The following is a 22,353-nucleotide window of genomic DNA, read 5'->3' on the forward strand; positions in this document are numbered from 1 at the left end:
TGCCCGATGATCTTCAAAGGTGTTAGCGTCGGCGCGACAACTTCACATCCGACAGGGGAGCGCACAGCGCTGAGAGTGCGGGCACCGCCCGCAGACCCTCGAACCTGATCTGGGTAATGCCAGCGCAGGGAGTTCGGTCGACCTCCAGCCGCGCCGCCGTCCGGGCACACCGGGCGCGGCGTGCGTCTTCTCCTGGTTCGCGTTCAGGACTGGGAGCAATCATGCGAGACAACACGACCACCCGGTGGCGCACACTCGACGTCGTCATCGCCGCGGTGATCGCGGTGGCGTTCGGCGTCATCTTCTGGGCCTGGGGCCTGCTGTGGCGGGCCGTCGACCCGGCGTTCGCGTTCTTCCCGGCCGGCCAGGCGATCATGTACGGCGTCTGGCTGGTCCCGGCCGTGCTCGGCGGCCTGGTGATCCGCAAGCCCGGCGCGGCGCTCTTCTGCGAGGCGGTGGCGGCGACGGTCTCCGCGCTGCTCGGCTCGGAGTGGGGCGGCATCACCATCGTCCAGGGCCTCATCCAGGGGCTCGGCGCCGAGGTGGCCTTCGCCGCGTTCCGGTACCGCTCGTTCCGGCTGCCCACCGCGCTGCTCGCCGGTGCGCTGACCGGCCTCGGCGCGGCGCTGTTCGACTTCTTCGTCTGGAACGTCGACTACGCGCTCGGCAGCTACCGGGTCCCGTACGCCCTGCTCACCGTCGTCAGCGCCGCCGCCGTCGCCGGCGCCGGCGGCTGGGCCCTCACCCGCGCCCTGGCGGGCACCGGCGTCCTGGACCGCTTCCCCGCCGGCCGCGAACGCGCCGCCATCTGACCCGCACCACCGGAATCGGGGTTGATCATGAGGTGGACGGCGACGTGGATCTCCGTGGGTGCCGCCAACCTCATGATCGACGCCTGCGCGCGGGCCGGAAGGGGGACGGCGTGGGGGCGGTGACACTGCGGGGGTTCGGGTGGCGGCACGCCGGGCGTCGGGCGTGGGCCGTGCGCGGGGTGGACCTGCGCGTCGAGGCCGGCGAGCGGGTGCTGCTGCTCGGGCCGTCGGGCGCCGGCAAGAGCACCCTGCTCGCCGCGCTGGCCGGGTTGCTGCCCGAGGACTCGGGCGAACAGGAGGGCACCGTCGAGATCGACGGGCTCGACCCCCGCAAGGGCCGGGAACGGGTCGGCATCGTCTTCCAGGACCCGGAAACCCAGCTCGTGATGGCCCGCAGCGGCGACGACGTGGCGTTCGGGCTGGAGAACCGGGGGGTCCCCGCCGAGGAGATCTGGCCCCGCGTCGACGAGGCGCTGGCCCGGGTCGGCTTCCCGTACCACCGGGACCGGCCCACCGCGGCCCTCTCCGGCGGCGAGCAGCAACGCCTCGCCCTGGCCGGGGTGCTGGCCCTGCGGCCCGGGCTGTTGCTGCTCGACGAACCGACCGCCAACCTGGACCCGACCGGCGCGGCGCTGATCCGCGCGGCGGTGGCCGGCGCGCTGGACGCCGACACCACGCTGATCCTGGTCGAGCACCGGGTCGCCGAGGCGCTGCCGCTGGTCGACCGGGTGGTCGTGCTCGAACCGGCCGGCGGCGTCCGCGCGGACGGCACGCCTGAGGCCGTCTTCGGCGCCCACGGCGACGCGCTCGCCGCCGCGGGCGTCTGGGTGCCCGGCCGGCCCGTGCCGCCCCGCCACGCCACCGCGCCGGCCGGCGACCTGCTGCTCACCGCCGACCGGCTCGGCCTGCCGCCCCGGCTGGCCGCCGTCGACCTGGCGGTACGCGCCGGCGAGGCGCTCGCCGTGCTCGGCCCGAACGGGGCCGGGAAGTCGACCCTCGCGCTGCTGCTCGGCGGGCTGCTCAAGCCGGGAGCCGGCCGGGTCGCGGCGACGGCGGCACTGGCCGGCTCCGACGCCCGCACTCCCCCGCACCGCTGGCGCGCACCGGCGCTGGCCCGGCGGATCGGCTCGGTCTTCCAGGACCCGGAGCACCAGTTCGTCGCCACCACCGTCTTCGACGAGCTGGCCCTCGGCCCGCGCCGCACCGGCCAGCCCGAGACGGCGGTCCGGTCCACCGTGGACGGCCTGCTGTCCCGGCTGCGGTTGACGAAGCTCGCCGCGGCCAACCCGTACACCCTGTCCGGTGGGGAGGCGCGGCGACTGAGCGTGGCGACGGCCCTGGCCACCGCGCCCCGCCTGCTCGTCTGCGACGAACCCACCTTCGGCCAGGACCGGCGGACCTGGCTGGAGCTGGTGGACCTCTTCGCCGAGCTGCGCGACGCCGGGCACGGCCTGGTCGCCGTCACCCACGACCCGGAGTTCGTGGCCGCCCTGGCCGACCGGCGCGTCACCCTGGAGCGGCCGTGACCAGCTCGCACGACGCGCCGGCCGCGCGCCCGCGGCGTCGCCGGACCATGACCGGTCCGGCGCCGGCCGCGCGCCCCGCCCGTCCCGTCCCGGAGCGACCGTGATCACCCTCGAACCGGTCGCCGCCCCCGACGCGCCGCTGGCCCGGCGCAACCCGGTGGCCAAGCTCGCCGCGGCGCTGGTGTTCTCGTTCATCCTCGTCGCCACCCTGGACCCGGTGGCCCCGGCGATCGCCATCGCCGTCGAGTTGGCCGTGCTGCCGCTGTTCGGGGTCCGCTTCCGGGTGCTGGCCGGGCGGGCCGGGCCGCTGCTGGTCGGCGCAGTCGGCATCGTGGTGACGCTGGTGCTCTTCGCGGCCGAGCGCTCCGGCCGGGTGCTGGTCGAGGCCGGCCCCGCGGTGGTCACCTCCGGGGTGCTGCTCACCGCGCTCGGCCTGGTGCTGCGCATGTTCGCCGTGGCGCTGCCCGGCGTGATCGTGTTCGCCACCACCGACCCCACCGACCTGGCGGACGCCCTGATCCAGAACGCGAAGGCGCCGGCCCGGTTCGCCATCGGGGCGTTGGCGGCGTTCCGGCTGGTGCCGCTGCTCGGCCAGGAGTGGCAGATGATCGCCATGGCCCGCCGCGCCCGCGGGGTGACGGCGGGACGCAGCCCGCTGGCGAAGCTGCGGCTGTTCGCCTCCACCGCCTTCGCGCTGCTGGTCGGGGCGATCCGCCGGGGCACCCGGTTGGCCGTGGCGATGGACGCCCGCGGCTTCGACGCCGGCACCCCGCGTACGGTCGCCCGGCGGCAACGCTTCGTCGCCGCCGACGGGCTGCTGATCGCCGGGGCGGCGCTGCTGGCCGGCGCGGCGCTGGCGGTCAGCGTGCTGCTCGGCACGTTCCGGCCCCTGATCGGCTGAACCGCACACCGGCGCCCACCGTGACACGTCGGCGAGGGCAGCCGGCCACAGCAGGGCCGGGAGCCGGTCCGGGTGGGGTTGTCGCCGGGCGCCGACAACCCCACCCGGCGGGCCCCGTCAGCTGCGCCGGAAGGCGTACCGGCGGGCCTGGCCCGCCCGCTGGCCGCGCAGCGACCCGGAGCGGGCGGCGCCGGAGACCGGCGGACCGGCCTTCGGCGCCGCCGGCCGGTCGAGCGGCAGCACCGGCGTGACCGGCGCGACCGCCACCTCGCCGAGGTTGGCGGGCGTCAGGTCCGCGACGGTCGGCTTCGGCGTGACGGTACGGGACTTCTTCGGGTTGCGCTTGGCGGGCATCCGGGCCTCCTCGGTCTGCGGGCCGTCCCGTCGTCGGACGGGGCGGGCCGCCGGTCGGTGACCGTCGCACGACGGTCGGGCGGAATCGGGACTGCTCCCCGGGTGCGACCACGACGGACACCGCGCCTCGGCGGCAGGGTGGGAATGCGGACGCCCGGGAGCACGCGGACCCACGGCAGCAGGGCGGCGGGCCGGCTCGGAGATGGGGCGTCAGTTGCGCATGCCCACACGCTAACCCCACCGCAGGCCGCGCGCATCCGAATTACCGGCACGATCGGCCTGGCCGACCGCGAGCGCACGGCGACCCTGCGGTGACGGGCTGCCGAACACCGCACCGCGCCCGCCACCCGCCGCGATACGGTCACAGCGGCAGGCACGGACGACGGAAGGCGGCGGACGGATGGCCGAGCGGGCGACGGCGCGGATCGGCGTGACCGGGCTGGCGGTGATGGGCCGCAACCTGGCCCGGAACCTGGCCCGCAACGGCTTCACCGTGGCGCTGCACAACCGCTCGCCGGAGCGCACCCGCAGCCTGGTCGCGGAGCACGGCGACGAGGGGACCTTCCTCCCCGCCGAGTCGATGGCGGACTTCGTCGCCTCGCTGGAGCGGCCGAGGGCGGTGATCGTGATGGTCAAGGCGGGCGGGCCCACCGACGCCGTGATCGACGAACTGGTGCCGCTGCTCGACCCCGGCGACATCGTCGTGGACTGCGGCAACGCGCACTTCGCCGACACCCGCCGGCGGGAGGAGGCGCTGCGGGCCCACGGGCTGCACTTCGTCGGCACCGGCGTCTCCGGCGGCGAGGAGGGTGCGCTGCGCGGCCCGAGCATCATGCCCGGCGGGTCGGCGGAGTCCTACCGCACGCTCGGCCCGATCTTCGAGAGGATCGCCGCGCAGGTGGACGGGGTGCCGTGCTGCCGGCACATCGGGCCGGACGGCGCCGGGCACTTCGTCAAGATGGTGCACAACGGCATCGAGTACGCCGACATGCAGCTCATCGCCGAGGCGTACGACCTGCTGCGGGCGGGGCTGGGCGCGGAGCCGGCGGAGATCGCGGAGATCTTCCGCGACTGGAACTCCGGCGAGCTGGAGTCCTTCCTCATCGAGATCACCGGGGACGTGCTGGCGCACACCGACGCGGCCACCGGGCGGGCGTTCGTGGACGTCGTGCTGGACCGCGCCGAGCAGAAGGGCACCGGCCGCTGGACGGTGCAGAGCGCCCTCGACCTGGGCATCCCCATCACCGGCATCGCCGAGGCGACGTTCGCCCGGTCGCTGTCCGGGCACGCCGACCAGCGGGCGGCGGCGCGCGGGGCGTTCCCGGACGCGGGCGACACGTGGCAGGTCGGCGACCGGGAGACCTTCGTCGAGGACGTCCGCCGCGCGCTGCTCGCCTCCAAGATCGTCGCGTACGCGCAGGGCTTCGACCACATCCGGGCCGGCTCGCAGGAGTACGACTGGGGCATCGACCTGGGCGGCACCGCGACGATCTGGCGGGGCGGCTGCATCATCCGCGCCCGCTTCCTCGACCGCATCCGGCAGGCGTACGACGAGCGGCCGGAGCTGCCGACGCTGCTGGTCGCGCCGTGGTTCGCGGACACCGTCAACGGCGGCGTGCCGAGCTGGCGCAGGGTGGTTGCCGAGGCGGCCCGGGCCGGGGTGCCGGCGCCGGCGTTCGCCTCGTCGCTGGCGTACTTCGACGCGCTGCGCGCCGAGCGCCTCCCGGCGGCGCTGATCCAGGGGCTGCGGGACAACTTCGGCGCGCACACCTACCACCGCGTGGACCGCGACGGCACCTTCCACACCCTCTGGTCCGCCGACCGCTCCGAAATCCAGGCCTAACCCACCCCACCCCCACTCCCACCCCGCGCCCCGCGATCTTGCACTTTTCGCCCAGGCGAATCATCCCGGAAGCCGCAATACGCGGCCGAAACCGCAAGATCGCCGAGTGTGAGGCGAGAAACCCCGGGGGGATGAGGGGGTGGGGGGTCAGGCGATGGTGGCGTGCATCTCCCAGACCAGGATCTCGGCCGGCTCGGTGGCGGTGACCCGTCGCCCGCCCGTCATGGTGAGCCGGGCGGCGTCGCCGGTGCCGAGCAGGCCGCCGTCCTCAAGGGTGACCGCGCCGGTCGGCACGTAGAGGTGGACGAAGGGCGCGTCCGGGAGATCGACCTCGTCGCCGGGGCGGAGCCGGGCGGCGTGCAGGGCGGCGAAGCGGTTCCGGATCCGGATCGCCGCGGCACCGTCGTGGCGGTCCATCCCGGAGGCGACGGGCACCAGGCCGCCGCGCAAAAGCTCGTCGTGGATCTCGAGCTGTTCGTAGCCGGGGTCGACGCCCTGCTCGTCCGGGAGCACCCACATCTGCACGAAGTGGACGGGATCGGTGTGCGGGTCGCGGCCGTCGAGCCGCCAGGAGTCGTTCTTCTCCGAGTGCAGGATGCCGGTGCCGGCGCTCATCCGCTGCGCCAGCCCCGGGTAGATCACGCCGGAGTGGCCGGTGGAGTCCTGGTGCACCAGCGACCCGCGCAACACCCAGGTGACGATCTCCATGTCCTGGTGCGGGTGGGTCTCGAAGCCGGCGCCCGGCCGGACCACGTCGTCGTTGTTGACCAGCAGCAGACCGTGGTGGGTGTTGGCCGGGTCGTAGTGCCGGGAGAACGAGAACGAGTGCTTCGAGTCGAGCCAGGAGATCCGGGTGGCGAAGCGGTCGTCGGCCCGCCGGACGTCGACGGCCGGAGCGGGGGCGGTCACCGCGTCACCGGTCGGCGGCCCGACGCCGCCCCGGAATCGACCGGCGCGGCCGGCGGGTCGGCGGGAGGCGTCACCAGGCACGCTGCCCGGTCTCGGTCGGCGCCCAGGTGAGCGCCGGTTCACCCGTGGCCAGCTCGCCGATCTCGCCGGAGCGCGGCTGCGGCGCGTGGCCGAGCTCGTGGCAGTGCTGCTCGGCGATCTCGGCGCAGATCTCGGCCACCTGCGCGCAGATCGGGTCACCGAGATCGGCGGCGTTCAGCGCCATGATCATCTTGTACCGGAGATCCCGCATCCCCACCCCCGAGGCTCGACGCGGTCCGGGGCACCCACCCCGCCCCCGATCCTAGGCACCCCCACCCCTCGCCCACCCCGAAACCCCGAACCCCGCCCCGCCAGCCGATCATGCGATTCCGGTGGCCGCCTCCAGGGCGAACGCGAGGATCGCACCCCAGGCGACGGATCCCGGTAGGACGCTTTCGCGAGGCACCACCACCGCATCATCGCCAGGCGGGGTGGCGGCGGGGACGGGGAGGGGAGGTCAGCGTCGCCCCCCGCGACGCTGACCGGCTGGGTCAGAAGAAGCGGCGGCGCTTCGCCTTCCGCGGGCGGAGCATGTCGGCACCCTTGGCGAGCAGGCGGCTCACCCCGGACGGGCCGCGGCGGGCCTCCAGCGTGTGGCTGAGCCGACGCGCGCCGGCCGCCGCCAGCGGCACCGCGACCGCCATCAACGCCCACTGGGCAATACGCTTCTGGATCATGTGGGTTCACCTCCGTCAGTGGCTGCTGACCGGAGGGGTACCCCGCGCGGCGGAGCGGTAAGCCTCAGGACGGCGGGGCGACCGGGTTGGGCAGCGCGCCGCCGAAGCGGCGGTCCCGCTGGGCGTACAGCTCGCAGGCGTACCAGAGGTGCCGGCGGTCGAAGTCGGGCCACAGCGTGTCGAGGAACACCAGTTCGGCGTACGCGGTCTGCCAGAGCAGGTAGTTGGAGATCCGCTGCTCGCCGGAGGGACGGAGGAAGAGGTCCACCTCGGGGACCTCCGGGTGGTAGAGGTACTTCGCCACCGTCTTCTCGGTGACCTTCGCCGGGTCGAGCCTGCCCGCGGCCGCGTCCCGGGCGATCGCGGCGGCGGCGTCGGCGATCTCGGCCTGCCCGCCGTAGTTGACGCAGAACTGGAGGGTCAGGGTGGAGTTGCCCCGGGACATCTCCTCCGCCGTCTGCAGCTCGGAGATGACGCTCTTCCAGAGCCGGCCGGCCCGGCCGGACCAGACCACCCGCACTCCCAGGTCGACCAGCTGGTCGCGGCGGCGGCGGATGACGTCCCGGTTGAAGCCCATCAGGAACCGGACCTCGTCCGGCGAGCGCCGCCAGTTCTCGGTGGAGAAGGCGTACGCCGACAGGTAGGGGATGCCCAGCTCGATGGCGCCCTCGATGGTGTCGAACAGGGAGAACTCCCCCGCCTCGTGGCCCTTGGTGCGGGGCAGCCCGCGCTCCTTGGCCCACCGGCCGTTGCCGTCCATCACCACGGCGACGTGCCGGGGCACCGCCTCGGCGGGCAACGCCGGCGGCCGGGCGCCCGAGGGGTGCGGTGTCGGCGGCACCGGCTCGCGCCGGCCGGCCCTCATCGATCGGATCACTCGGCTCTCTCCCTGCTCACGCCATCCGCTCCGGCCCCCACCCCACGCGGCGGCGGGACCGGGCCGGCCGCCGGGGCACCCCGGTCGACCAGCGGCAGCGAGCGTAGCGCGCGCTCCAGGTGCCACTGCAGGTGCGCCGCGACGAGGCCGCTGCACTCCCGGCGTACGCCGGTCTCGGTGGCGTCCGCGACCCGCCAGTCGCCGCTGGTCAGCGCGGACATCAGGTCGATGGTGGCCGGGGCGGGATGGGCCGCGCCGGGGGGCCGGCAGTCCGGGCAGACCGCTCCCCCGGCCGGTACGGAGAACGCCCGGTGCCGCCCGGGCGTGCCGCAGACGGCGCAGGCGGTCAACGCCGGCGCCCAGCCCGCGAGGGCCATCCCGCGCAGCAGGTACGCGTCGAGCACCAGGGTGGTGTCGTGGCTGCCCTCGGCGAGCGCCCGCAGCGCGCCGAGGGTGAGCTGGAACAGCCGCAGCGACGGCTCCCGCTCCACCGGGGTGAGCCGCTCGGCGGTCTCGGCGATCGCGCTGGCGGCCGTGTAGCGGGGATAGTCGCCGAGGAACCGCTTGCCGTAGAGGTCGATGCCCTCGACCTGGCTGACCGTGTGCAGCGAGCTGCCCTGGTTGCCCTTCGGGTCGCCGGCGAGCTGGAGGTCGACGTGCCCGAACGGCTCCAGCCGGGCGCCGAACTTGCTGGTGGTGCGGCGGATCCCGCGGGCCACCGCCCGCAGCCGGCCGTGCCGGCGGGTGAGCAGGGTGATGATCCGGTCGGACTCGCCGAGCTTCTGCACGCGCAGGACCACCGCGTCGTCGCGGTAGAGCTGTCGGCGGTACCCGGCCATCGGACCATTCTCCCTCGGGGTGCGAAATCAGGGTCGGCTCGGGGTGGACGCGCGAAGAACCCCGATGCGCGGCGCGCGCCGTGCCTCGTAGCGTGCTCGCATGGCTCTCCACCGGACCGCCGCCACGATCGCCGTGGCAGCCACCCTGATCGTCTCCACCGGGTGCGACAACCTGGCCTCCCGTCGGCTCGACTACGACAACACCGAAGCGGCCCGGATCACCGCCATCCGGGTACTTCCGGGGTCCGGCGACGTGACCGTCCGCACCACCGGCACGGACGACGAGGTGCGGATCAAGCGGGTGGTGCGCTACCACGGCGGCCAGCCCGACACCACGTACGAGATCAACGGCGCCGAACTGGTGCTGGACACCGACTGCGGCGACGACTGCAGCGTCTCCTACGACGTCACCGCCCCCCAGGGGGTGAGCGTGACGGGCGAGACCGGCTCCGGTGACGTCCACCTGACCAAGGTCGGCGCGGTGGAGATCCGGCTCGGTTCCGGCAACGTCCGGGTGACCGGCGCCGACGGCCCCGTCGTGGCGGAGACCGGCTCGGGTGACGTCAGGGTGACCGGCGCCGCCGGCGCGGTCACGGTCACGACCGGCTCCGGCAACATCGACGTGGACGACGCCCCGGCCGCCGTGACCCTGCGCGCCGGCTCCGGCGACATCACCGGGCGCCGCCTCGGCGCCGGGGTGGACGCCGAGGCGGGCTCCGGCAACATCACCGTCGACCTGGCCGCGCCTGCCTCGGCGCGTACGCACACCTCCAGCGGCGACATCAAGCTCGTCGTGCCCGCGGGCCGCTACCAGATCCGTTCCACGGCCGGCGGCGGCGACACCCGGCTGGGCGTTACCCACGATCCGACCGCCTCGCTGGTGCTCGACATCTCCACCGGCGGCGGCAACCAGACGGTCACCCAGCGCTGATCTCGACGGTCTGCGGATCCGGGGCGACGCGCGGCGCCGGCACGCCGGCCCGCCGGGTGGCCGGACCGGGCCGCGCGGCGGGGGCCGGGGCGGGCGGTGGCCCGGTGCCGGCCGGGGCGGGTGAACCGGGGCCGGTCGGGGCGGGTGAACCGGGGCCGGTCGGGGCGGTTGGCCCGGTGCGGGCCGGTGCGGGGCGGGAGCCGCCGGGGACCAGCTCCGGCGGCCGGCGGGCCGCCACGTCCTCCACCCAGCCGACCAGGGCGGTCACCACCGCGACCAGGGCGAAGACCAGGGCCACCCGGATCGCCAGGCCGACCGGATCCTGGTGCGACCAGCCCATCACGTCCACCAGCGGGGTGAGCGCCGCCACGAACGGCATGTGCCACAGGTAGACGGTGAGCGCCCGCCGGTTGAACACGGTCACGACCCGGCCGAACACGGCGCTGCGGTCCACCCAGCGCGCGCCCGCCGGCGCCCGGCCGAGCAGGACGAGGACGAAGGCCGCCGACCAGAGGGCGTTGCCCAGGGGGTTGTCGTTCAGGTCGTACCCGCGGGGTCCGGGGTGGGTGACGATCCAGGCGGCCCCGGCGGTGGCGAGGGCCAGCGCGACGGGCACCAGCACCCGGGTGGCCAGGCGGCGCAGCATGCCGGCCTGGTGGGCGAAGCCGAGCAGCCAGGCGCCGAAGTAGAGCCCGAAGTGGTGCAGCGCCCCCGGCAGCGCCGGCAGCAGGCCCAGCTCGGCCGCGGCGAGCACGGCGTACGGGGCGACCAGCGTGGGCACCGGGGCGCGCCGGAACAGCCAGAGGGCGACCGGGGAGGCGAGCACGAACCAGAGGTAGTCGCGCAGGTACCAGATCACGCTCAGCGCGATCGCACCCCAGCCGTTGGCCGGCGGGTCGGCGACGGGGAAGAGCCAGAGCAGCGCCTTCGGGCTCAGCGGCAGCCCGGTGAGCAGCATGGCGGGTACGAAGACCGCGGCGACCACCCAGAGCGACGGCAGCAGGCGACGCAGCCGGCGTACGACCGCTCCCGGCCCCCACCGTTGCAGCGAGGCGGCCATCAGCGAGCCGGCGAGCGCGAACATCACCGACATCGCCGGGAAGACGAGGGTCAGGGTGGCCCATCCGGTGACGTGGTAGACCACGACTCGAACGATGGCCAGGAAGCGGAGCAGGTCAAGGTATCGGTTTCGCATCAGCCTGCATCAATGTCCGGGGGTACGGGGCTGGTCCTTCCCCTACCCTCCGGAGCGGTCCCGGCAAACCGCCGGCACCCCACGCGAACGTGACATCTTCCACCCGGCCGACCGACATCGATCATGCCCGGGTCGCCGGGCCGGGGCGCACCCGGCCCGGCGACCGGTCAGAATCCCAGCTTGCGCAGCTGCTTCGGGTCCCGCTGCCAGTCCTTCGCCACCCGGACGTGCAGGTCGAGGTAGACCCGGGTGCCGAGCAGCTCCTCGATCTGCCGCCGCGCGGTCGTGCCGACCTCCTTGAGCCGGCTGGCCCGGTGGCCGATCACGATCGCCTTCTGGCTGGGCCGCTCGACGTACACGTCGGCGTAGATCTTCATGAGCTTGCCCTCGGGGACCATCTCCTCGACGACCACCGCGATGGAGTGCGGCAGCTCGTCACGGACGCCCTCCAGGGCCGCCTCCCGGATCAGCTCGGCGACCAGCACCTGCTCCGGGTCGTCGGTGAGCATGTCGTCCGGGTAGAGCTGCGGCGACTCGGGCAGGTAGCGGGTCATCACCTCGACGAGCGTGTCCACCTGGTGCCCGGAGACCGCGCTGACCGGCACCACCTCGGCGAACTCGCCCAGCTCGCTGACGGCGAGCAACTGCTCGGCCAGCCGCCTGCGGTCCACCAGGTCGGTCTTGGTGACCACCGCCAGCACCGTGGCCTTCAGCTCGGCCAGCTCGCCGGTGATGAACCGGTCGCCGCGCCCGATCGGCTCGTCCGCCGGGATGCAGAGGCCGATCACGTCGACCTCGCTCCAGGTCTGTCGGACCATGTCGTTGAGGCGCTCGCCGAGCAGCGTGCGGGGGCGGTGCAGGCCCGGGGTGTCGACCAGCACGAGCTGGGAGTCCGGGCGGTGCAGGACGGCCCGGATGATATGCCGGGTGGTCTGCGGCTTGTTCGAGGTGATGGCGATCTTCTGCCCGACGATCGCGTTGGTCAGCGTCGACTTCCCGGCGTTCGGGCGGCCGACGAAACAGGCGAAACCGGCCCGGTAGGGGCGCTGCTCCAGGTCGCTCACGCCGCGACCCCGCCCCGCTCGCCGGCAGCCGTCCGCCCGCTCACTCGACCACCGTGCCCAGGACGGTGCCGTCCGGCGCGGCCACGTGGATCGGCGCGTCAACCGCGAGGTCCCGCACCGCCGCGTGCCCGGCGCCGTCCAGCGTCGACGCCTCGGTCACCACCACGGCGGCCTCCAGCCGGCTCGCGCCGGCCGCCGCCGCCGAGGCCACCGCGAGCTGGAGCGCGGTGATCGTCAGCGAAGGCAGCGAGACGCTGGCCGCGGCGTACGTCCGCCCGTCCTGGTCGCGTACCGCCGCGCCCTCCACGGCGCCCACCCGGCCGCGTGCGCCCCGGGCCAGGACGACCAGCTTGCCGTCCTCGGCGCTCAGCTCGATCGGGTCGGACGGGGTGGGCCGGGCGGCCGGTACGGCGGGTGACTCAGGCATCGGCGGGTTGCCTCTCCTCGGATCGGTTCGTGTCGCCCCGGGGCTCGGCGTGCTCGCCGCGGCCCGGGCCGTCCTGCGTGTCGGTCGACTCCACCCGGCTCACCAACACGGTGTCGATCCGGTTGCGTCGGCCGGTGGTGCCCTCGGCGATCAGCCGGAGCCCGGCGACCTCGACCTGCGCCCCCGGGATCGGGACGCGGCCCAGGGACTGGGCGAGCAGGCCGCCGACGGTCTCCACCTCGTCGGTGGGCAGCTCGGTGTCGAACAGCTCGCCCAGATCCTCCACCGGGAGCCGCGCGGTGACCCGCACCGCCCCGTCGTCGAGGTGCTCGACCGGCGGGCGCTCGACATCGTACTCGTCGGTGATCTCTCCGACGATCTCCTCCAGGATGTCCTCGATGGTGACCAGCCCGCCGGTGCCGCCGTACTCGTCGACGACGATGACCAGGTGGTTGCGGGCAGCCTGCATCTCCGAGAGCAGGTCGTCGACCGGCTTGGACTCCGGCACGAAGGTGGCGGGGCGCATCAGCTCGGCGACCGGGAGCTGGCGGTCCTCCGGGGCGCCGCCCTGGGTGCGCCGGATCAGGTCCTTGAGGTAGAGCACGCCGAGCACGTCGTCGACGCTCTCGCCGATGACCGGGATCCGGGAGAACCCGGAGCGCAGGAAGAGCGCCAGCGCCTGGGAGAGCGTCTTGCGCTCCTCGATCCACACCATCTCGGTGCGCGGCACCATCACCTCGCGGGCGATCGTGTCGCCGAGCGCGAAGACGGAGTGGATCATCTGGCGCTCGCCGTGCTCCACGACGCCGCGCTGCTCGGCGAGGTCGACCAGCTCGCGCAGCTCCACCTGGGTGGCGAACGGCCCCTCCCGGAAGCCGCGCCCCGGGGTGACCGCGTTGCCGATCAGGATCAGCAGCGAGGCGAGCGGGTTCAGCGCCCGGCCCAGCCAGCGGACCAGGGGCGCGACGGACCGCCCGACCACGTACGCGTGCTGCCGGCCGAGGGTGCGCGGGCCGACCCCGACCACCACGAAGCTGATCACGGTCATCGCGCCGGCGGTGACCAGCGCCGCGCGCCAGCCCGCGCCGAAGGTGTCCACCGCGACGAGCGCCACCAGCGTGGTGGCGGTCAGCTCGGCGAGCAGCCGCAGCAGCAGGAGCAGGTTGAGGTGGCGGACCACGTCCCCGGCGACGGCCTGGAGCGTGCGCGCGCCCCGTACGCCGTCGCGGGCCAGCTCGGCGGCGCGGGCGGGCGAGACCGCGGCGAGGGCCGCCTCGGTCATCGCGATCAGGCCGGCCAGCACCACCAGGCCGGCCGCGGAGACCAGCAGTTGCAGGTCGGGCAGGCCGGTGGCGCCGGCCGCCAGTGTCGGGGTGTCCATCACCGGGACCGGGTCGACCGCCAGCTCGCCAGCAGTCGGGCCTGGAGCGCGAACATCTCCCGCTCCTCCTCCGGCTCGGCGTGGTCGTAGCCGAGCAGGTGCAGCACGCCGTGCACGGTGAGCAGGTGCAGCTCGTCGGCGGCGGAGTGGCCGGCGGTGGCCGCCTGCTTGGCCGCCACCTCCGGGCAGAGCACGATGTCGCCGAGCAGCGCCGGCTCGCCGGCGGCGGTCGACTCGCCGGGCCCGTGGTCAACGCTGCCCTCGTCCATGGGGAAGGCGAGCACGTCGGTCGGGCCGTCGCCGCCCATCCACCGGTGGTTCAGCTCGGTCATGTAGTCGATGTCGACCAGCAGCACGGACAGCTCGGCGAGGGGGTTGACCCCCATCTCGTCGAGGGCGTGCCGGGCGACGGCGAGCACGGCGTCGGTGTCGACGTCGACGCCGGACTCGTTGGCGATCTCGATGGACAACAGTCTTCCCTCGGTGGTCTAGCGGCGCCGGCCGGCCCGGCCGCCCTGGGCTGTCCGCCCGGGCACGGCGTGCACGCTCTGCGCCTGCTGGTTCTCCCGCTCGGCGTCCCAGCGGGCGTACGCGTCGACGATCTCCCCGACCAGCCGGTGGCGGACCACGTCCGAGCTGGAGAGCTGGGCGAAGTGCACGTCCTCGACGTTCTCCAGGATCTCCCGGACCACCCGCAGGCCGCTGGTCGTGCCGCCGGGGAGGTCCACCTGGGTGACGTCACCGGTGACGACGATCTTGGAACCGAAGCCGAGCCGGGTGAGGAACATCTTCATCTGCTCGGGCGTGGTGTTCTGTGCCTCGTCGAGGATGATGAACGCGTCGTTGAGGGTACGCCCCCGCATGTACGCCAGCGGCGCGACCTCGATCGTGCCCGCCGCCATCAGCTTGGGGATGGAGTCGGGGTCGAGCATGTCGTGCAGCGCGTCGTAGAGCGGGCGCAGGTAGGGGTCGATCTTCTCGTTGAGCGTGCCGGGCAGGAAGCCGAGCCGCTCCCCCGCCTCGACCGCCGGCCGGGTGAGGATGATCCGGTTGACCTGCTTGGCCTGGAGCGCCTGGACGGCCTTGGCCATGGCCAGGTAGGTCTTGCCGGTGCCGGCGGGGCCGATGCCGAAGACGATGGTGTGCGCGTCGATCGCGTCGACGTAGCGCTTCTGCCCCAGCGTCTTGGGGCGGATGGTGCGCCCGCGCCGGGAGAGGATGTTGAGCGTCAGGACCTCGGCGGGCCGCTCGGCGCCGCCCTGCTCGAGCATGCCGACGGTACGCCGGACGGCGTCAGTGGTCAGGGTCTCGCCTTTCTCGATGAGTTCGAGCAGCTCGCTGAAGATCCGCTCGGCGAGGGCATTGTCGGCGGGGGCGCCGGTGATGGTGATCTCGTTGCCCCGGACGTGCACGTCACTGTTGACCGAGCGCTCGACCAGTCGCAGGATCTCGTCACCCGCGCCGAGCAGGTTGACCATGATCTTGGAATCCGGAACGGTGATCCTGGTCTGCACCCGGGGCGGGCCGGGAGGTGGGGTGCCGGTCATAGGTCGGGCCGAGGGGCCCTGCGCCACCTGCTCTCGATCTCGGCGCCGGGCCTGCTGGCGCGGCGCGCTGACGTTGCCCCCATCGTATCTGCTCAACAGCGGCGGCATCGTGTCCATTTCCGCGCGTGCGGGACGGCCCGCCCGCCGTGACCGACCCGGACCGGGCACGGCGGGGCACCACGACACCGGCCGGGCGGGCACGCGCCGCGATCCTGTACGGGACACTGCCGTTCGACGCCGGGACGGCACACGACGGCACGGACGGGACGCGGCCCGCGTCGGCCCCGCCCCGCCCGTACGCGCCGCCGTCAGGAGCCGGCGCGGAAGTCGTACCGGTCGAAGGTCTCCTGGGTACGGGTGAACCGGTAGGTCGCCCAGTGCATCCGGATCACCGCGCCGTGCTCGTCCCGGGTGAGCCGCAGCAGCTCGCCCACCTCACGCCCGGAGACCGTGCGGTACACGTCCGGCTGGTCGGGCAGCGGCGCGAAGACCGCCGGCGGCTTCCCCGCCGGGTCGTCGGCGCCCCGGGCCCGCAGCGCGCCGTCGTGCCACGAGAAGACGTACCCGAAGCCCTCGCCCCACCAGCGGCCGAGCAGCCCGCGTACGCCCTCCGGGGCGGGTGGGCCCGGCCGCCACGGCGCGACGTCGGCCGGGTCGTGCTCGACGGCGGCGGCCAGCAGCCGGTGCGGCAGGTCCAGGACCTCGCCGGCGGTGCCGGAGGAGCCGAGCACGGCGACGCCCATCGCACCGGGCGTCCCCTCACCGCCGCGCCGGCCGTAGACGCCGGCCAGGAAGCCGGGCATCGCGCCGTCGTGCCCGACGTGCATGATCCGCTTGCCCTGCGGCACCAGGATCAGCCCGAGCCCGAAGCCGCCCGACCAGAGCGTCTCGTCGGTGACCGTCGCCGGCCAGCGCATCTCCTCCAGCGTGGCCGGGGCGAGCACCGCGCCGGCCGGATCCAGCGCCGCCGGGTCGGCGAGGAAGGCCGCCCAGCGGGCCATGTCGGTGGCCGTGCTCCAGAGCTGCGCCGCCGGCCCCACCGCGCCGAAGTCGGTGGGCGGCTCCGGGTGCGCCTCGTCGGAGTACGCGTCGACCAGGAAACCGGTCGCGGCGTGCGGGCCCGGCGTCACCGAGGTGTCGGCCAGCCCCAGCGGGGTCAGCACCCGGTCGGCGAGCGCCTCCGCCCAGGTGCCGCCCCGCAGGTGGCCGACGAGCCGGCCGAGCAGCGCCATGCCGAGGTTGGAGTAGTGGTAGCGGCGGCCCGGCGGCAGCACCCGCTCGGCCCTGGCGAGGTCGGCGACCAGCTCGTCGACGTCGGGCGCGCGCAGGCTGTCCCAGACGTCGCCGTACGGCTCCCGTTGCAGGCCGGCGGTGTGCGACAGCAGCCGGCGCACGGTCAGCTCGCCGTGGGCCGGCAGGTCCAGGTGGCGGCTCAGCGGGTCGTCCAGGTCGAGCAGGCCGTCGTCGCGGCACTGGAGGGTCAGCACGGCGGTGAACGTCTTGGTGACCGAGCCGATCCGGAACCGGGTGCCCGGCCCCAGCTCGGTGTCGTTGCCGGTGCCGCCGACCGCGCACGTCCACAGCGGGCGGTCGGCCCGGTGCAGGGCCGCCGACACGGCCGGCACCCGGGCCTGCGCCTGGACCTGACGCACCAGCCGGGACAGGCGGTGGTCGACAGTCGTCACGCGAGGTCCCGGGCCAGCATCGGGCCCAACGGCGCCCCGCCGAGCACGTGCGCGTGCGCGTGGAAGACCTCCTGGCCGCCGTACGCGCCGGTGTTGAACATCAGCCGGAAGCCGTCGCCGAGCAGCCCCTCGTCCTCGGCCACCGCGGCGGCCGTGGCGAGCACCTCGCCGGCCAGCGCCGGGTCGCCCTGGGCGAGCGTCGCCACGTCGGCGTAGTGCTCCTTCGGGATGACCAGCACGTGCACCGGCGCCTTCGGGCCGATGTCGCGGAAGGCGAGCGTGGTGGCGGTTTCCCGCACGACGGTGGCCGGGATCTCCCCGGCGACGATGCGGCAGAACAGGCAGTCGGTTCCCATCGGGGCAGTGTAAGGAAGGGCACCTTGTTATCGCTTTCGGTAGAGGAAGGGCCCCTTCCTTACACCGGGGGCCGACCGGGCAGGATGGCCGGCGTGACTTCACGAGCGGTACTGGTGACGGGGGCCTCGGGCGGCATCGGGCGGGCGGTGGCGACGGCGTTCGCGGCGAGCGGGGACCGGGTGGCGATCCACCACCGCGACTCGGCGGAGGCGGCCGGGCGGCTGCGTGCCGAACTGCCCGGCGAGGGGCACGTCGTGGTCCGCGCCGACCTGACCGACCCGGACGCCGTACGGGCCATGGTGGACGAGGCGGCCGGCCTGCTGGGCGGGCTGGACGTGCTGGTCAACAACGCCGGCGTGTACGGCGACCGGGACGCCCCGCACCCGGTCTTCGGCGCCTCCTACGCGCAGTGGCGCGCGCGGTGGCGGCAGGTGGTGGAGACCAACCTGACCGGCGCGGGCAACGTCATCTGGTGCGCCGCCCAGCACATGCGCGACCGGGGCGGCCGGATCGTCAACGTCTCCTCCCGGGGCGCCTTCCGGGGCGAGCCGGAGCAGCCGGCGTACGGGGCGAGCAAGGCGGGGCTGAACGCGCTGGGGCAGTCGCTGGCGGTGGCCCTGGCCCCGTACGGCATCACCGTCGCCACGGTGGCCCCGGGCTTCGTGGAGACCGACATGACCACGGAGCACCTGCGCGGGGAGCGGGGCGCCGCCATCCGGGCGCAGAGCCCGTTCAACCGGGTGGCCCGCCCCGAGGAGATCGCCGCCGCCGTCCACTGGCTCGCCTCCCCGCAGGCGGAGTGGGCCTCCGGCACCATCGTCGACCTGAACGGCGCCTCCTACCTGCGCAGCTGAGCGTCACCAGCGGGCGAGGCGGGTGGCGAGCACCGCGAGGGCGGCCACGCCGGCCGTCGAGGTGCGCAGCACCGACGGGCCCAGGCGGATCGCGCGGGCCCCGGCCCCGGTGAAGGTGTCCAGCTCGCTGTCGGCGATCCCGCCCTCCGGCCCGACGACCAGCACGATCTCGCCCGTGGCCGGCAGCTCGGCGGTGGTCAGCCGCTCCTGCGCCTCCTCGTGCAACACGAACGCCGCGGCGGCCCCGCCGATGCGGCGCGCGACCCGGGCGGTGGACTCGTCCGGCGCCCCCGCCACCACGGGCAGCCAGGCGCGGCGGGCCTGCTTGGCCGCCTCCCGGGCGGTCGCCGCCCACTTCTCCCGCGCCCGTACGCCCCGGTCGCCGCGCCACTGGGTGACCGAGCGGGCCGCCGCCCAGGGCACGATCTCGTCCACCCCGACCTCGGTCATCGCCTGCACGGCCAGTTCGCCCCGGTCGCCCTTGGCGATGCCCTGCACCACGACCAGGCGCGGGACGGACGCGTCGACGTACCCCCGGGAGGTGATCTCCAGGTCGAGGGTGCCGCGGCCGACGGCGGTGACCACGGCGGCGGCGGTGCCGCCCCGCCCGTCGGCGAGCAGCAGTTCCTCGCCGACGCGGAGCCGCTGCACGGTGGCGGCGTGGTGCCCCTCGGGGCCGTCGAGGGTCAGCCGGTCGGCGGTGGGCAGCGACTCGACCAGGAACAGCGGCGCGGACACGACGATCAGGCTAGCTGTCCCGGCGGCCGCCGGGGCGGCGAGGGCGGCGGAGCCGACCGGGGCCGCGAGGCCCGCGGCGCCGGCCACGGGCCACGCAGGCCGCGGAGCCGACCGGGCTGCCGCGGAGCGCGGCGGCCCGGGGCGTGCGGGTCAGGCGTGGCCGTTGAAGGCGTCGCGCATCCGGGAGAAGAAGCCGCCCTGCTTGGTCAGCTCGGCGACCTCCTCGCCCCGGGTCTTGGCGAAGTCGCGCAGCATCCGCTCCTGGTCGGCGTCGAGCTTTGTCGGGGTGCGCACGTCGAGGTGGACGTAGAGGTCGCCCCGGCCGGTGCCGCGCAGGTGCGGCACGCCCCGGGCGCGCAGCCGCAGCGTGCTGCCCGGCTGGGTGCCGGCCTTGACGTCGACCGTCTCCTCGCTGTCCAGCGTCTTGATGGTCAGCCGGGTGCCGAGGGCGGCGGCGGTCATCGGCACGGTGACCCGGCAGTGCAGGTCGTCGCCCTTGCGGGAGTAGACGTCGTGCGGCCGCTCGTGGATCTCGACGTAGAGGTCGCCGGCGGTGCCGCCGCCCGGGCCGACCTCGCCCTGCTGGGCCAGCCGGATGCGCATGCCGTCCTCGACCCCGGCGGGGATCTTGACGGTCAGCGAACGCCGGGTGCGGACGCGGCCGTCGCCGGCGCACGTCGGGCAGGGGTGCGGGATGGTGGTGCCGTAGCCCTGGCAGACGGTGCAGGGGCGGGCGGAGACCACCTGACCGAGGAAGGTGCGCTGCACCGACTGCACCTCGCCCCGGCCGCCGCACGCCTCGCAGGTGGCCAGGTGGGTGCCGGCCGCGGTGCCGGCGCCGGAGCAGGTGGTGCAGAGCACGGCGGTGTCGACGGTGATCGGCGCCTCGACGCCGAACGCGGTCTCGTTCAGGTCCAGCTCCAGCCGCAGGATCGCGTCGGCGCCCGGCCGGGTCCGCGGTCGCGGGCCCCGCGACCCGCCGGCCGCGCCGCCGAAGAACGCGTCCATGATGTCCTGGAAGCCGACGAACGGGCCGGCGCCGCCGGGGCCGCCCGGGCCGCCCGCGCCCCCGCCGCCCGGGGCGAGCGGGTCGCCGCCCAGGTCGACGATCTGCCGTTTCCGGTCGTCCGAGAGGACCTCGTACGCGGCGTTGATGTCCTTGAACTTCTCCTGTGCCTCCGGGTCCGGATTGACGTCCGGGTGGAACTGCCGCGCCAGCTTCCGGTAGGCGCGCTTGATCTCGTCGTCGGAGGCTTCCCGGCTCACCCCGAGAATGCCGTAGTAGTCCCTGGCCACTGCGTTCCGTGTCCTCATGTTCGTCTCGCGTTGCGCCGGTCGTCGGCCGGAGTCGGCCGTCGGCCCTGACTGGTCAGTTCTGGGCCAGCAGCTCGCCCACGTAGCGTGCCACGGCCCTCACCGTGGCGATGGTGCCGGGGTAGTCCATCCGGGTCGGCCCGAGCACGCCGAGCCCGGCCACGATCGTCGCGCCCGGCCCGTAGCCGGTGCTGACCACCGAGGCGGCGCGCAGGTTGTCGATCTCGTTCTCATCGCCGATCAGCACCCGGGTCGTGCTCGGCTCCGCCTCACCGATGAGCTTGAGCAGCACGACCTCCTCCTCCAACGCCTCCAGGATGGGGCGCAGCGAGCCCTGGAAGTCGAGCAGGCCGCCGCGGGTGAGGTTGGCCGTGCCGGCCAGCGCGATCCGCTCCTCGTGCCGCTCGACCAGCGTCTCCAGCAGCACGGTGGAGAGGGTGGCCATGGCCGGCCGCAGGTGCGGCACCGACTCGTCGACCAGCGCCTGCACCAGCGGCGGGGTCTCGGACAGCCGGGTGCCGACCAGCTTCTCGTTGACCAGCCGGCGCAGGTCCGTGACGTCGTCGGCGGGGATCGGCCCGGGCAGCTCGACCAGCCGCTGCTCGACCCGGCCGGTGTCGGCGATCATGACCAGCATCAGCCGGGTCGTGGAGATCGGCACCAGCTCCAGGTGGCGGACGGAGGAGCGGGCCAGGCTCGGGTACTGCACCACGGCGACCTGCCGGGTCAGCTGCGCCAGCAGCCGTACGGTGCGGTGCACCACGTCGTCGAGGTCGACCGCGCCGACCAGGAAGCGCTCGATCGCGCGGCGCTCGGCCGGGCTGAGCGGCTTGACCCTGGACAGCCGGTCCACGAAGAGCCGGTAGCCGCGGTCGGTGGGCACCCGGCCGGCGCTGGTGTGCGGCTGGCGGATGTAGCCCTCCTCCTCCAGCACGGCCATGTCGTTGCGGACGGTCGCCGGGGAGACCCCGAGCTGGTGCCGCTCGACCAGCGCCTTGCTGCCGACGGGCTCCTGCGTGGCGACGTAGTCCTCGACGATCGCGCGCAGCACGGCGAGCTTGCGGTCGTCGAGACCCATCGTTCCCCACCTCCTGTCGCACGTCGGACCTCCCGCGCCCCGAGGGGCGGGCGGGTTGCTGGCACTCGCTACAGACGAGTGCCAGTCTACGTCGACACGCCCGCCGACGCGATGATCAACCTGGGACGGCGATCCGACCGGCGCCACACCGCCCGTGGAGGCGGCGGCGCCAGAGCCGATCATCCGGACATCCCGGTCGGAGTCGCTCTGGTGCGGCCTTGCCCGCGGCCCCTACCGTGACGTCCATGACTGAACCACCTCGCCCTCCCGGAGCGGGGGACCCCGGCGACCTGCCGGACCCGGCCGCTCCGTCGGGGGTTCCCGGGCCGGCCGGCTCCGACGAACCCACCGCACCACTGTCCGGGGCACCCGGCCCGGGCGGCTATCCCCCGCCCGGCGGCTATCCGCCGCCCACCGGTGACCAACCGCCGTCGGGCGGCTACCCTCCGCCGGGTGGCTACCCGCCGCCCGGGGGCTATCCCCCGCCGGGCGGCTACCCCCCGCCGGGGGTCGGCTATCCGACCGGCGGCGGCTACGGCGCCCCCACCGGCGGCTACGCCAACAACGAGGACAAGAACTGGGCCCTGATCGCCCACTTCGGCGGCGCGGCCGGGGTGGTCGTCGGCGGCGGCCTGCTCGGCTGGGTCGCGCCGCTCATCGCGCTGATGGCCAGGGGGCAACAGTCGCCGACCGTCCGGGCGCACGCCGTCGCGGCGCTGAACTTCCAGATCACCTGGGCGGTCGTGGGCGTGCTGAGCTGGGTGCTCACCCTGATCACCTGCGGGATCCTGTTCTTCGTCCCGATGCTCGTCTGGCTGGTGCCGCTGATCTTCGGGATCGTCGCCGGGGTCAAGGCCAACGAGGGCGTGCTCTACCGCTACCCGATGGCCTACAGCTTCACCAGGTGAGCCGGGCCGGCCGTCCCCCGGCCATGCGCCGCCACACGGCGGAGGCCTGCCGCCC

At 74.6% G+C, this 22,353-nt stretch carries 24 protein-coding genes and 1 riboswitch; of the genes, 7 read left to right on the top strand and 17 right to left on the bottom strand.

Features of this window, described 5'->3' with window-relative positions; genetic code table 11:
- The first annotated feature begins 43 nt into the window (after window positions 1-43).
- Window positions 44-149: riboswitch (TPP riboswitch) on the top strand.
- 72 nt (window positions 150-221) lie between these two features.
- The 3 genes from ACGF5C_RS25410 (at window position 222) to ACGF5C_RS25420 (ending at window position 3,239) form a co-directional block, all read left to right on the top strand.
- A complete protein-coding gene (locus ACGF5C_RS25410) occupies window positions 222-812 on the top strand; it encodes an ECF transporter S component (RefSeq protein WP_393305469.1) in 591 nt (196 codons plus the stop codon).
- A gap of 110 nt (window positions 813-922) precedes the next feature.
- Window positions 923-2,338, top strand: coding sequence for an ABC transporter ATP-binding protein (locus ACGF5C_RS25415; protein WP_393305471.1), 1,416 nt, complete (start codon window positions 923-925; stop codon window positions 2,336-2,338).
- Between the two features lie 100 nt (window positions 2,339-2,438).
- Window positions 2,439-3,239 (top strand): energy-coupling factor transporter transmembrane component T family protein, encoded by an 801-nt coding sequence (locus ACGF5C_RS25420; RefSeq protein ID WP_393305473.1) that lies wholly within the window; start codon window positions 2,439-2,441, stop codon window positions 3,237-3,239.
- 117 nt (window positions 3,240-3,356) lie between these two features.
- On the opposite strand, the gene ACGF5C_RS25425 is transcribed toward ACGF5C_RS25420, so the two are convergent.
- Complete coding sequence (locus ACGF5C_RS25425; RefSeq protein ID WP_393305475.1) at window positions 3,357-3,593, bottom strand: hypothetical protein; 237 nt, start codon at window positions 3,591-3,593, stop codon at window positions 3,357-3,359.
- A gap of 400 nt (window positions 3,594-3,993) precedes the next feature.
- Here ACGF5C_RS25425 and gndA point away from each other — a divergent pair, with 400 nt between their 5' ends.
- On the top strand, window positions 3,994-5,436 hold the full coding sequence (gene gndA / locus ACGF5C_RS25430; RefSeq protein ID WP_393305477.1) for an NADP-dependent phosphogluconate dehydrogenase: 1,443 nt from the start codon (window positions 3,994-3,996) through the stop codon (window positions 5,434-5,436).
- Between the two features lie 147 nt (window positions 5,437-5,583).
- Here gndA and ACGF5C_RS25435 read toward each other — a convergent pair whose 3' ends face one another.
- The 5 genes from ACGF5C_RS25435 to recO form a co-directional block, all read right to left on the bottom strand.
- Window positions 5,584-6,345, bottom strand: a complete 762-nt coding sequence (locus tag ACGF5C_RS25435) for a pirin family protein (protein WP_393305479.1) — start codon at window positions 6,343-6,345, stop codon at window positions 5,584-5,586.
- A 70-nt stretch (window positions 6,346-6,415) separates the two neighbouring features.
- Window positions 6,416-6,637: a thioredoxin reductase gene (locus ACGF5C_RS25440; protein WP_350710780.1), complete on the bottom strand. Its 222-nt coding sequence runs from the start codon at window positions 6,635-6,637 to the stop codon at window positions 6,416-6,418.
- A gap of 280 nt (window positions 6,638-6,917) precedes the next feature.
- Window positions 6,918-7,103 carry a hypothetical protein gene (locus ACGF5C_RS25445; RefSeq protein WP_393305481.1) on the bottom strand — a complete coding sequence of 62 codons (186 nt, stop codon included), beginning with the start codon at window positions 7,101-7,103 and terminating at the stop codon, window positions 6,918-6,920.
- 64 nt (window positions 7,104-7,167) lie between these two features.
- A complete protein-coding gene (locus tag ACGF5C_RS25450) occupies window positions 7,168-7,968 on the bottom strand; it encodes an isoprenyl transferase (protein ID WP_357460517.1) in 801 nt (266 codons plus the stop codon).
- An 8-nt stretch (window positions 7,969-7,976) separates the two neighbouring features.
- Window positions 7,977-8,819: a DNA repair protein RecO gene (gene recO, locus ACGF5C_RS25455; RefSeq protein ID WP_350710784.1), complete on the bottom strand. Its 843-nt coding sequence runs from the start codon at window positions 8,817-8,819 to the stop codon at window positions 7,977-7,979.
- A 100-nt stretch (window positions 8,820-8,919) separates the two neighbouring features.
- Between recO and ACGF5C_RS25460 the strand changes: the two genes are divergently transcribed.
- Complete coding sequence (locus tag ACGF5C_RS25460) at window positions 8,920-9,750, top strand: DUF4097 domain-containing protein (protein ID WP_393305483.1); 831 nt, start codon at window positions 8,920-8,922, stop codon at window positions 9,748-9,750.
- On the opposite strand, the gene ACGF5C_RS25465 is transcribed toward ACGF5C_RS25460, so the two are convergent.
- The 8 genes from ACGF5C_RS25465 to ACGF5C_RS25500 form a co-directional block, all read right to left on the bottom strand.
- The gene (locus tag ACGF5C_RS25465) at window positions 9,737-10,945 is read right to left on the bottom strand and encodes an acyltransferase (protein ID WP_393305485.1); all 1,209 of its coding nucleotides are present in this window, start codon (window positions 10,943-10,945) and stop codon (window positions 9,737-9,739) included. The genes ACGF5C_RS25460 and ACGF5C_RS25465 overlap by 14 nt on opposite strands.
- 167 nt (window positions 10,946-11,112) lie before the next feature.
- Window positions 11,113-12,009: a GTPase Era gene (era, locus tag ACGF5C_RS25470; RefSeq protein WP_393305487.1), complete on the bottom strand. Its 897-nt coding sequence runs from the start codon at window positions 12,007-12,009 to the stop codon at window positions 11,113-11,115.
- Between the two features lie 40 nt (window positions 12,010-12,049).
- Window positions 12,050-12,436 (bottom strand): cytidine deaminase, encoded by a 387-nt coding sequence (locus ACGF5C_RS25475; protein ID WP_350710790.1) that lies wholly within the window; start codon window positions 12,434-12,436, stop codon window positions 12,050-12,052.
- On the bottom strand, window positions 12,429-13,841 hold the full coding sequence (locus ACGF5C_RS25480) for a hemolysin family protein (protein ID WP_393305583.1): 1,413 nt from the start codon (window positions 13,839-13,841) through the stop codon (window positions 12,429-12,431). The genes ACGF5C_RS25475 and ACGF5C_RS25480 overlap by 8 nt, the downstream gene beginning before the upstream one ends.
- Window positions 13,817-14,287 carry an rRNA maturation RNase YbeY gene (gene ybeY / locus ACGF5C_RS25485; protein WP_350684821.1) on the bottom strand — a complete coding sequence of 157 codons (471 nt, stop codon included), beginning with the start codon at window positions 14,285-14,287 and terminating at the stop codon, window positions 13,817-13,819. Before ybeY ends, ACGF5C_RS25480 begins: the two co-directional genes overlap by 25 nt.
- An 18-nt stretch (window positions 14,288-14,305) precedes the next feature.
- A complete protein-coding gene (locus tag ACGF5C_RS25490; protein WP_393269360.1) occupies window positions 14,306-15,364 on the bottom strand; it encodes a PhoH family protein in 1,059 nt (352 codons plus the stop codon).
- Between the two features lie 308 nt (window positions 15,365-15,672).
- Window positions 15,673-17,049: a serine hydrolase domain-containing protein gene (locus ACGF5C_RS25495; RefSeq protein ID WP_393305489.1), complete on the bottom strand. Its 1,377-nt coding sequence runs from the start codon at window positions 17,047-17,049 to the stop codon at window positions 15,673-15,675.
- A complete protein-coding gene (locus ACGF5C_RS25500) occupies window positions 17,046-17,405 on the bottom strand; it encodes a histidine triad nucleotide-binding protein (protein ID WP_357702713.1) in 360 nt (119 codons plus the stop codon). Before ACGF5C_RS25500 ends, ACGF5C_RS25495 begins: the two co-directional genes overlap by 4 nt.
- Before the next feature lie 93 nt (window positions 17,406-17,498).
- On the opposite strand from ACGF5C_RS25500, the gene ACGF5C_RS25505 reads away from it, so the two are divergent.
- Complete coding sequence (locus ACGF5C_RS25505) at window positions 17,499-18,260, top strand: SDR family NAD(P)-dependent oxidoreductase (protein WP_393305491.1); 762 nt, start codon at window positions 17,499-17,501, stop codon at window positions 18,258-18,260.
- A 3-nt stretch (window positions 18,261-18,263) separates the two neighbouring features.
- Here the strand turns inward: ACGF5C_RS25505 and ACGF5C_RS25510 are convergent, their stop codons facing one another.
- The 3 genes from ACGF5C_RS25510 to hrcA all read right to left on the bottom strand — a co-directional run bounded on the left by ACGF5C_RS25510 (window position 18,264) and on the right by hrcA (window position 21,390).
- A complete protein-coding gene (locus tag ACGF5C_RS25510) occupies window positions 18,264-18,998 on the bottom strand; it encodes a 16S rRNA (uracil(1498)-N(3))-methyltransferase (RefSeq protein ID WP_393305493.1) in 735 nt (244 codons plus the stop codon).
- Window positions 18,999-19,148: 150 nt separating this feature from the next.
- Window positions 19,149-20,294: a molecular chaperone DnaJ gene (gene dnaJ / locus ACGF5C_RS25515; RefSeq protein ID WP_350710901.1), complete on the bottom strand. Its 1,146-nt coding sequence runs from the start codon at window positions 20,292-20,294 to the stop codon at window positions 19,149-19,151.
- Window positions 20,295-20,367: 73 nt separating this feature from the next.
- A complete protein-coding gene (gene hrcA / locus ACGF5C_RS25520) occupies window positions 20,368-21,390 on the bottom strand; it encodes a heat-inducible transcriptional repressor HrcA (RefSeq protein WP_393305495.1) in 1,023 nt (340 codons plus the stop codon).
- A gap of 245 nt (window positions 21,391-21,635) precedes the next feature.
- On the opposite strand from hrcA, the gene ACGF5C_RS25525 reads away from it, so the two are divergent.
- Window positions 21,636-22,298: a DUF4870 domain-containing protein gene (locus tag ACGF5C_RS25525; RefSeq protein WP_393305497.1), complete on the top strand. Its 663-nt coding sequence runs from the start codon at window positions 21,636-21,638 to the stop codon at window positions 22,296-22,298.
- The last annotated feature ends 55 nt before the right edge of the window (window positions 22,299-22,353 follow it).

It is taken from the genome of Micromonospora sp. NPDC047620, from assembly GCF_043205005.1.
Lineage (GTDB): Bacteria > Actinomycetota > Actinomycetes > Mycobacteriales > Micromonosporaceae > Micromonospora.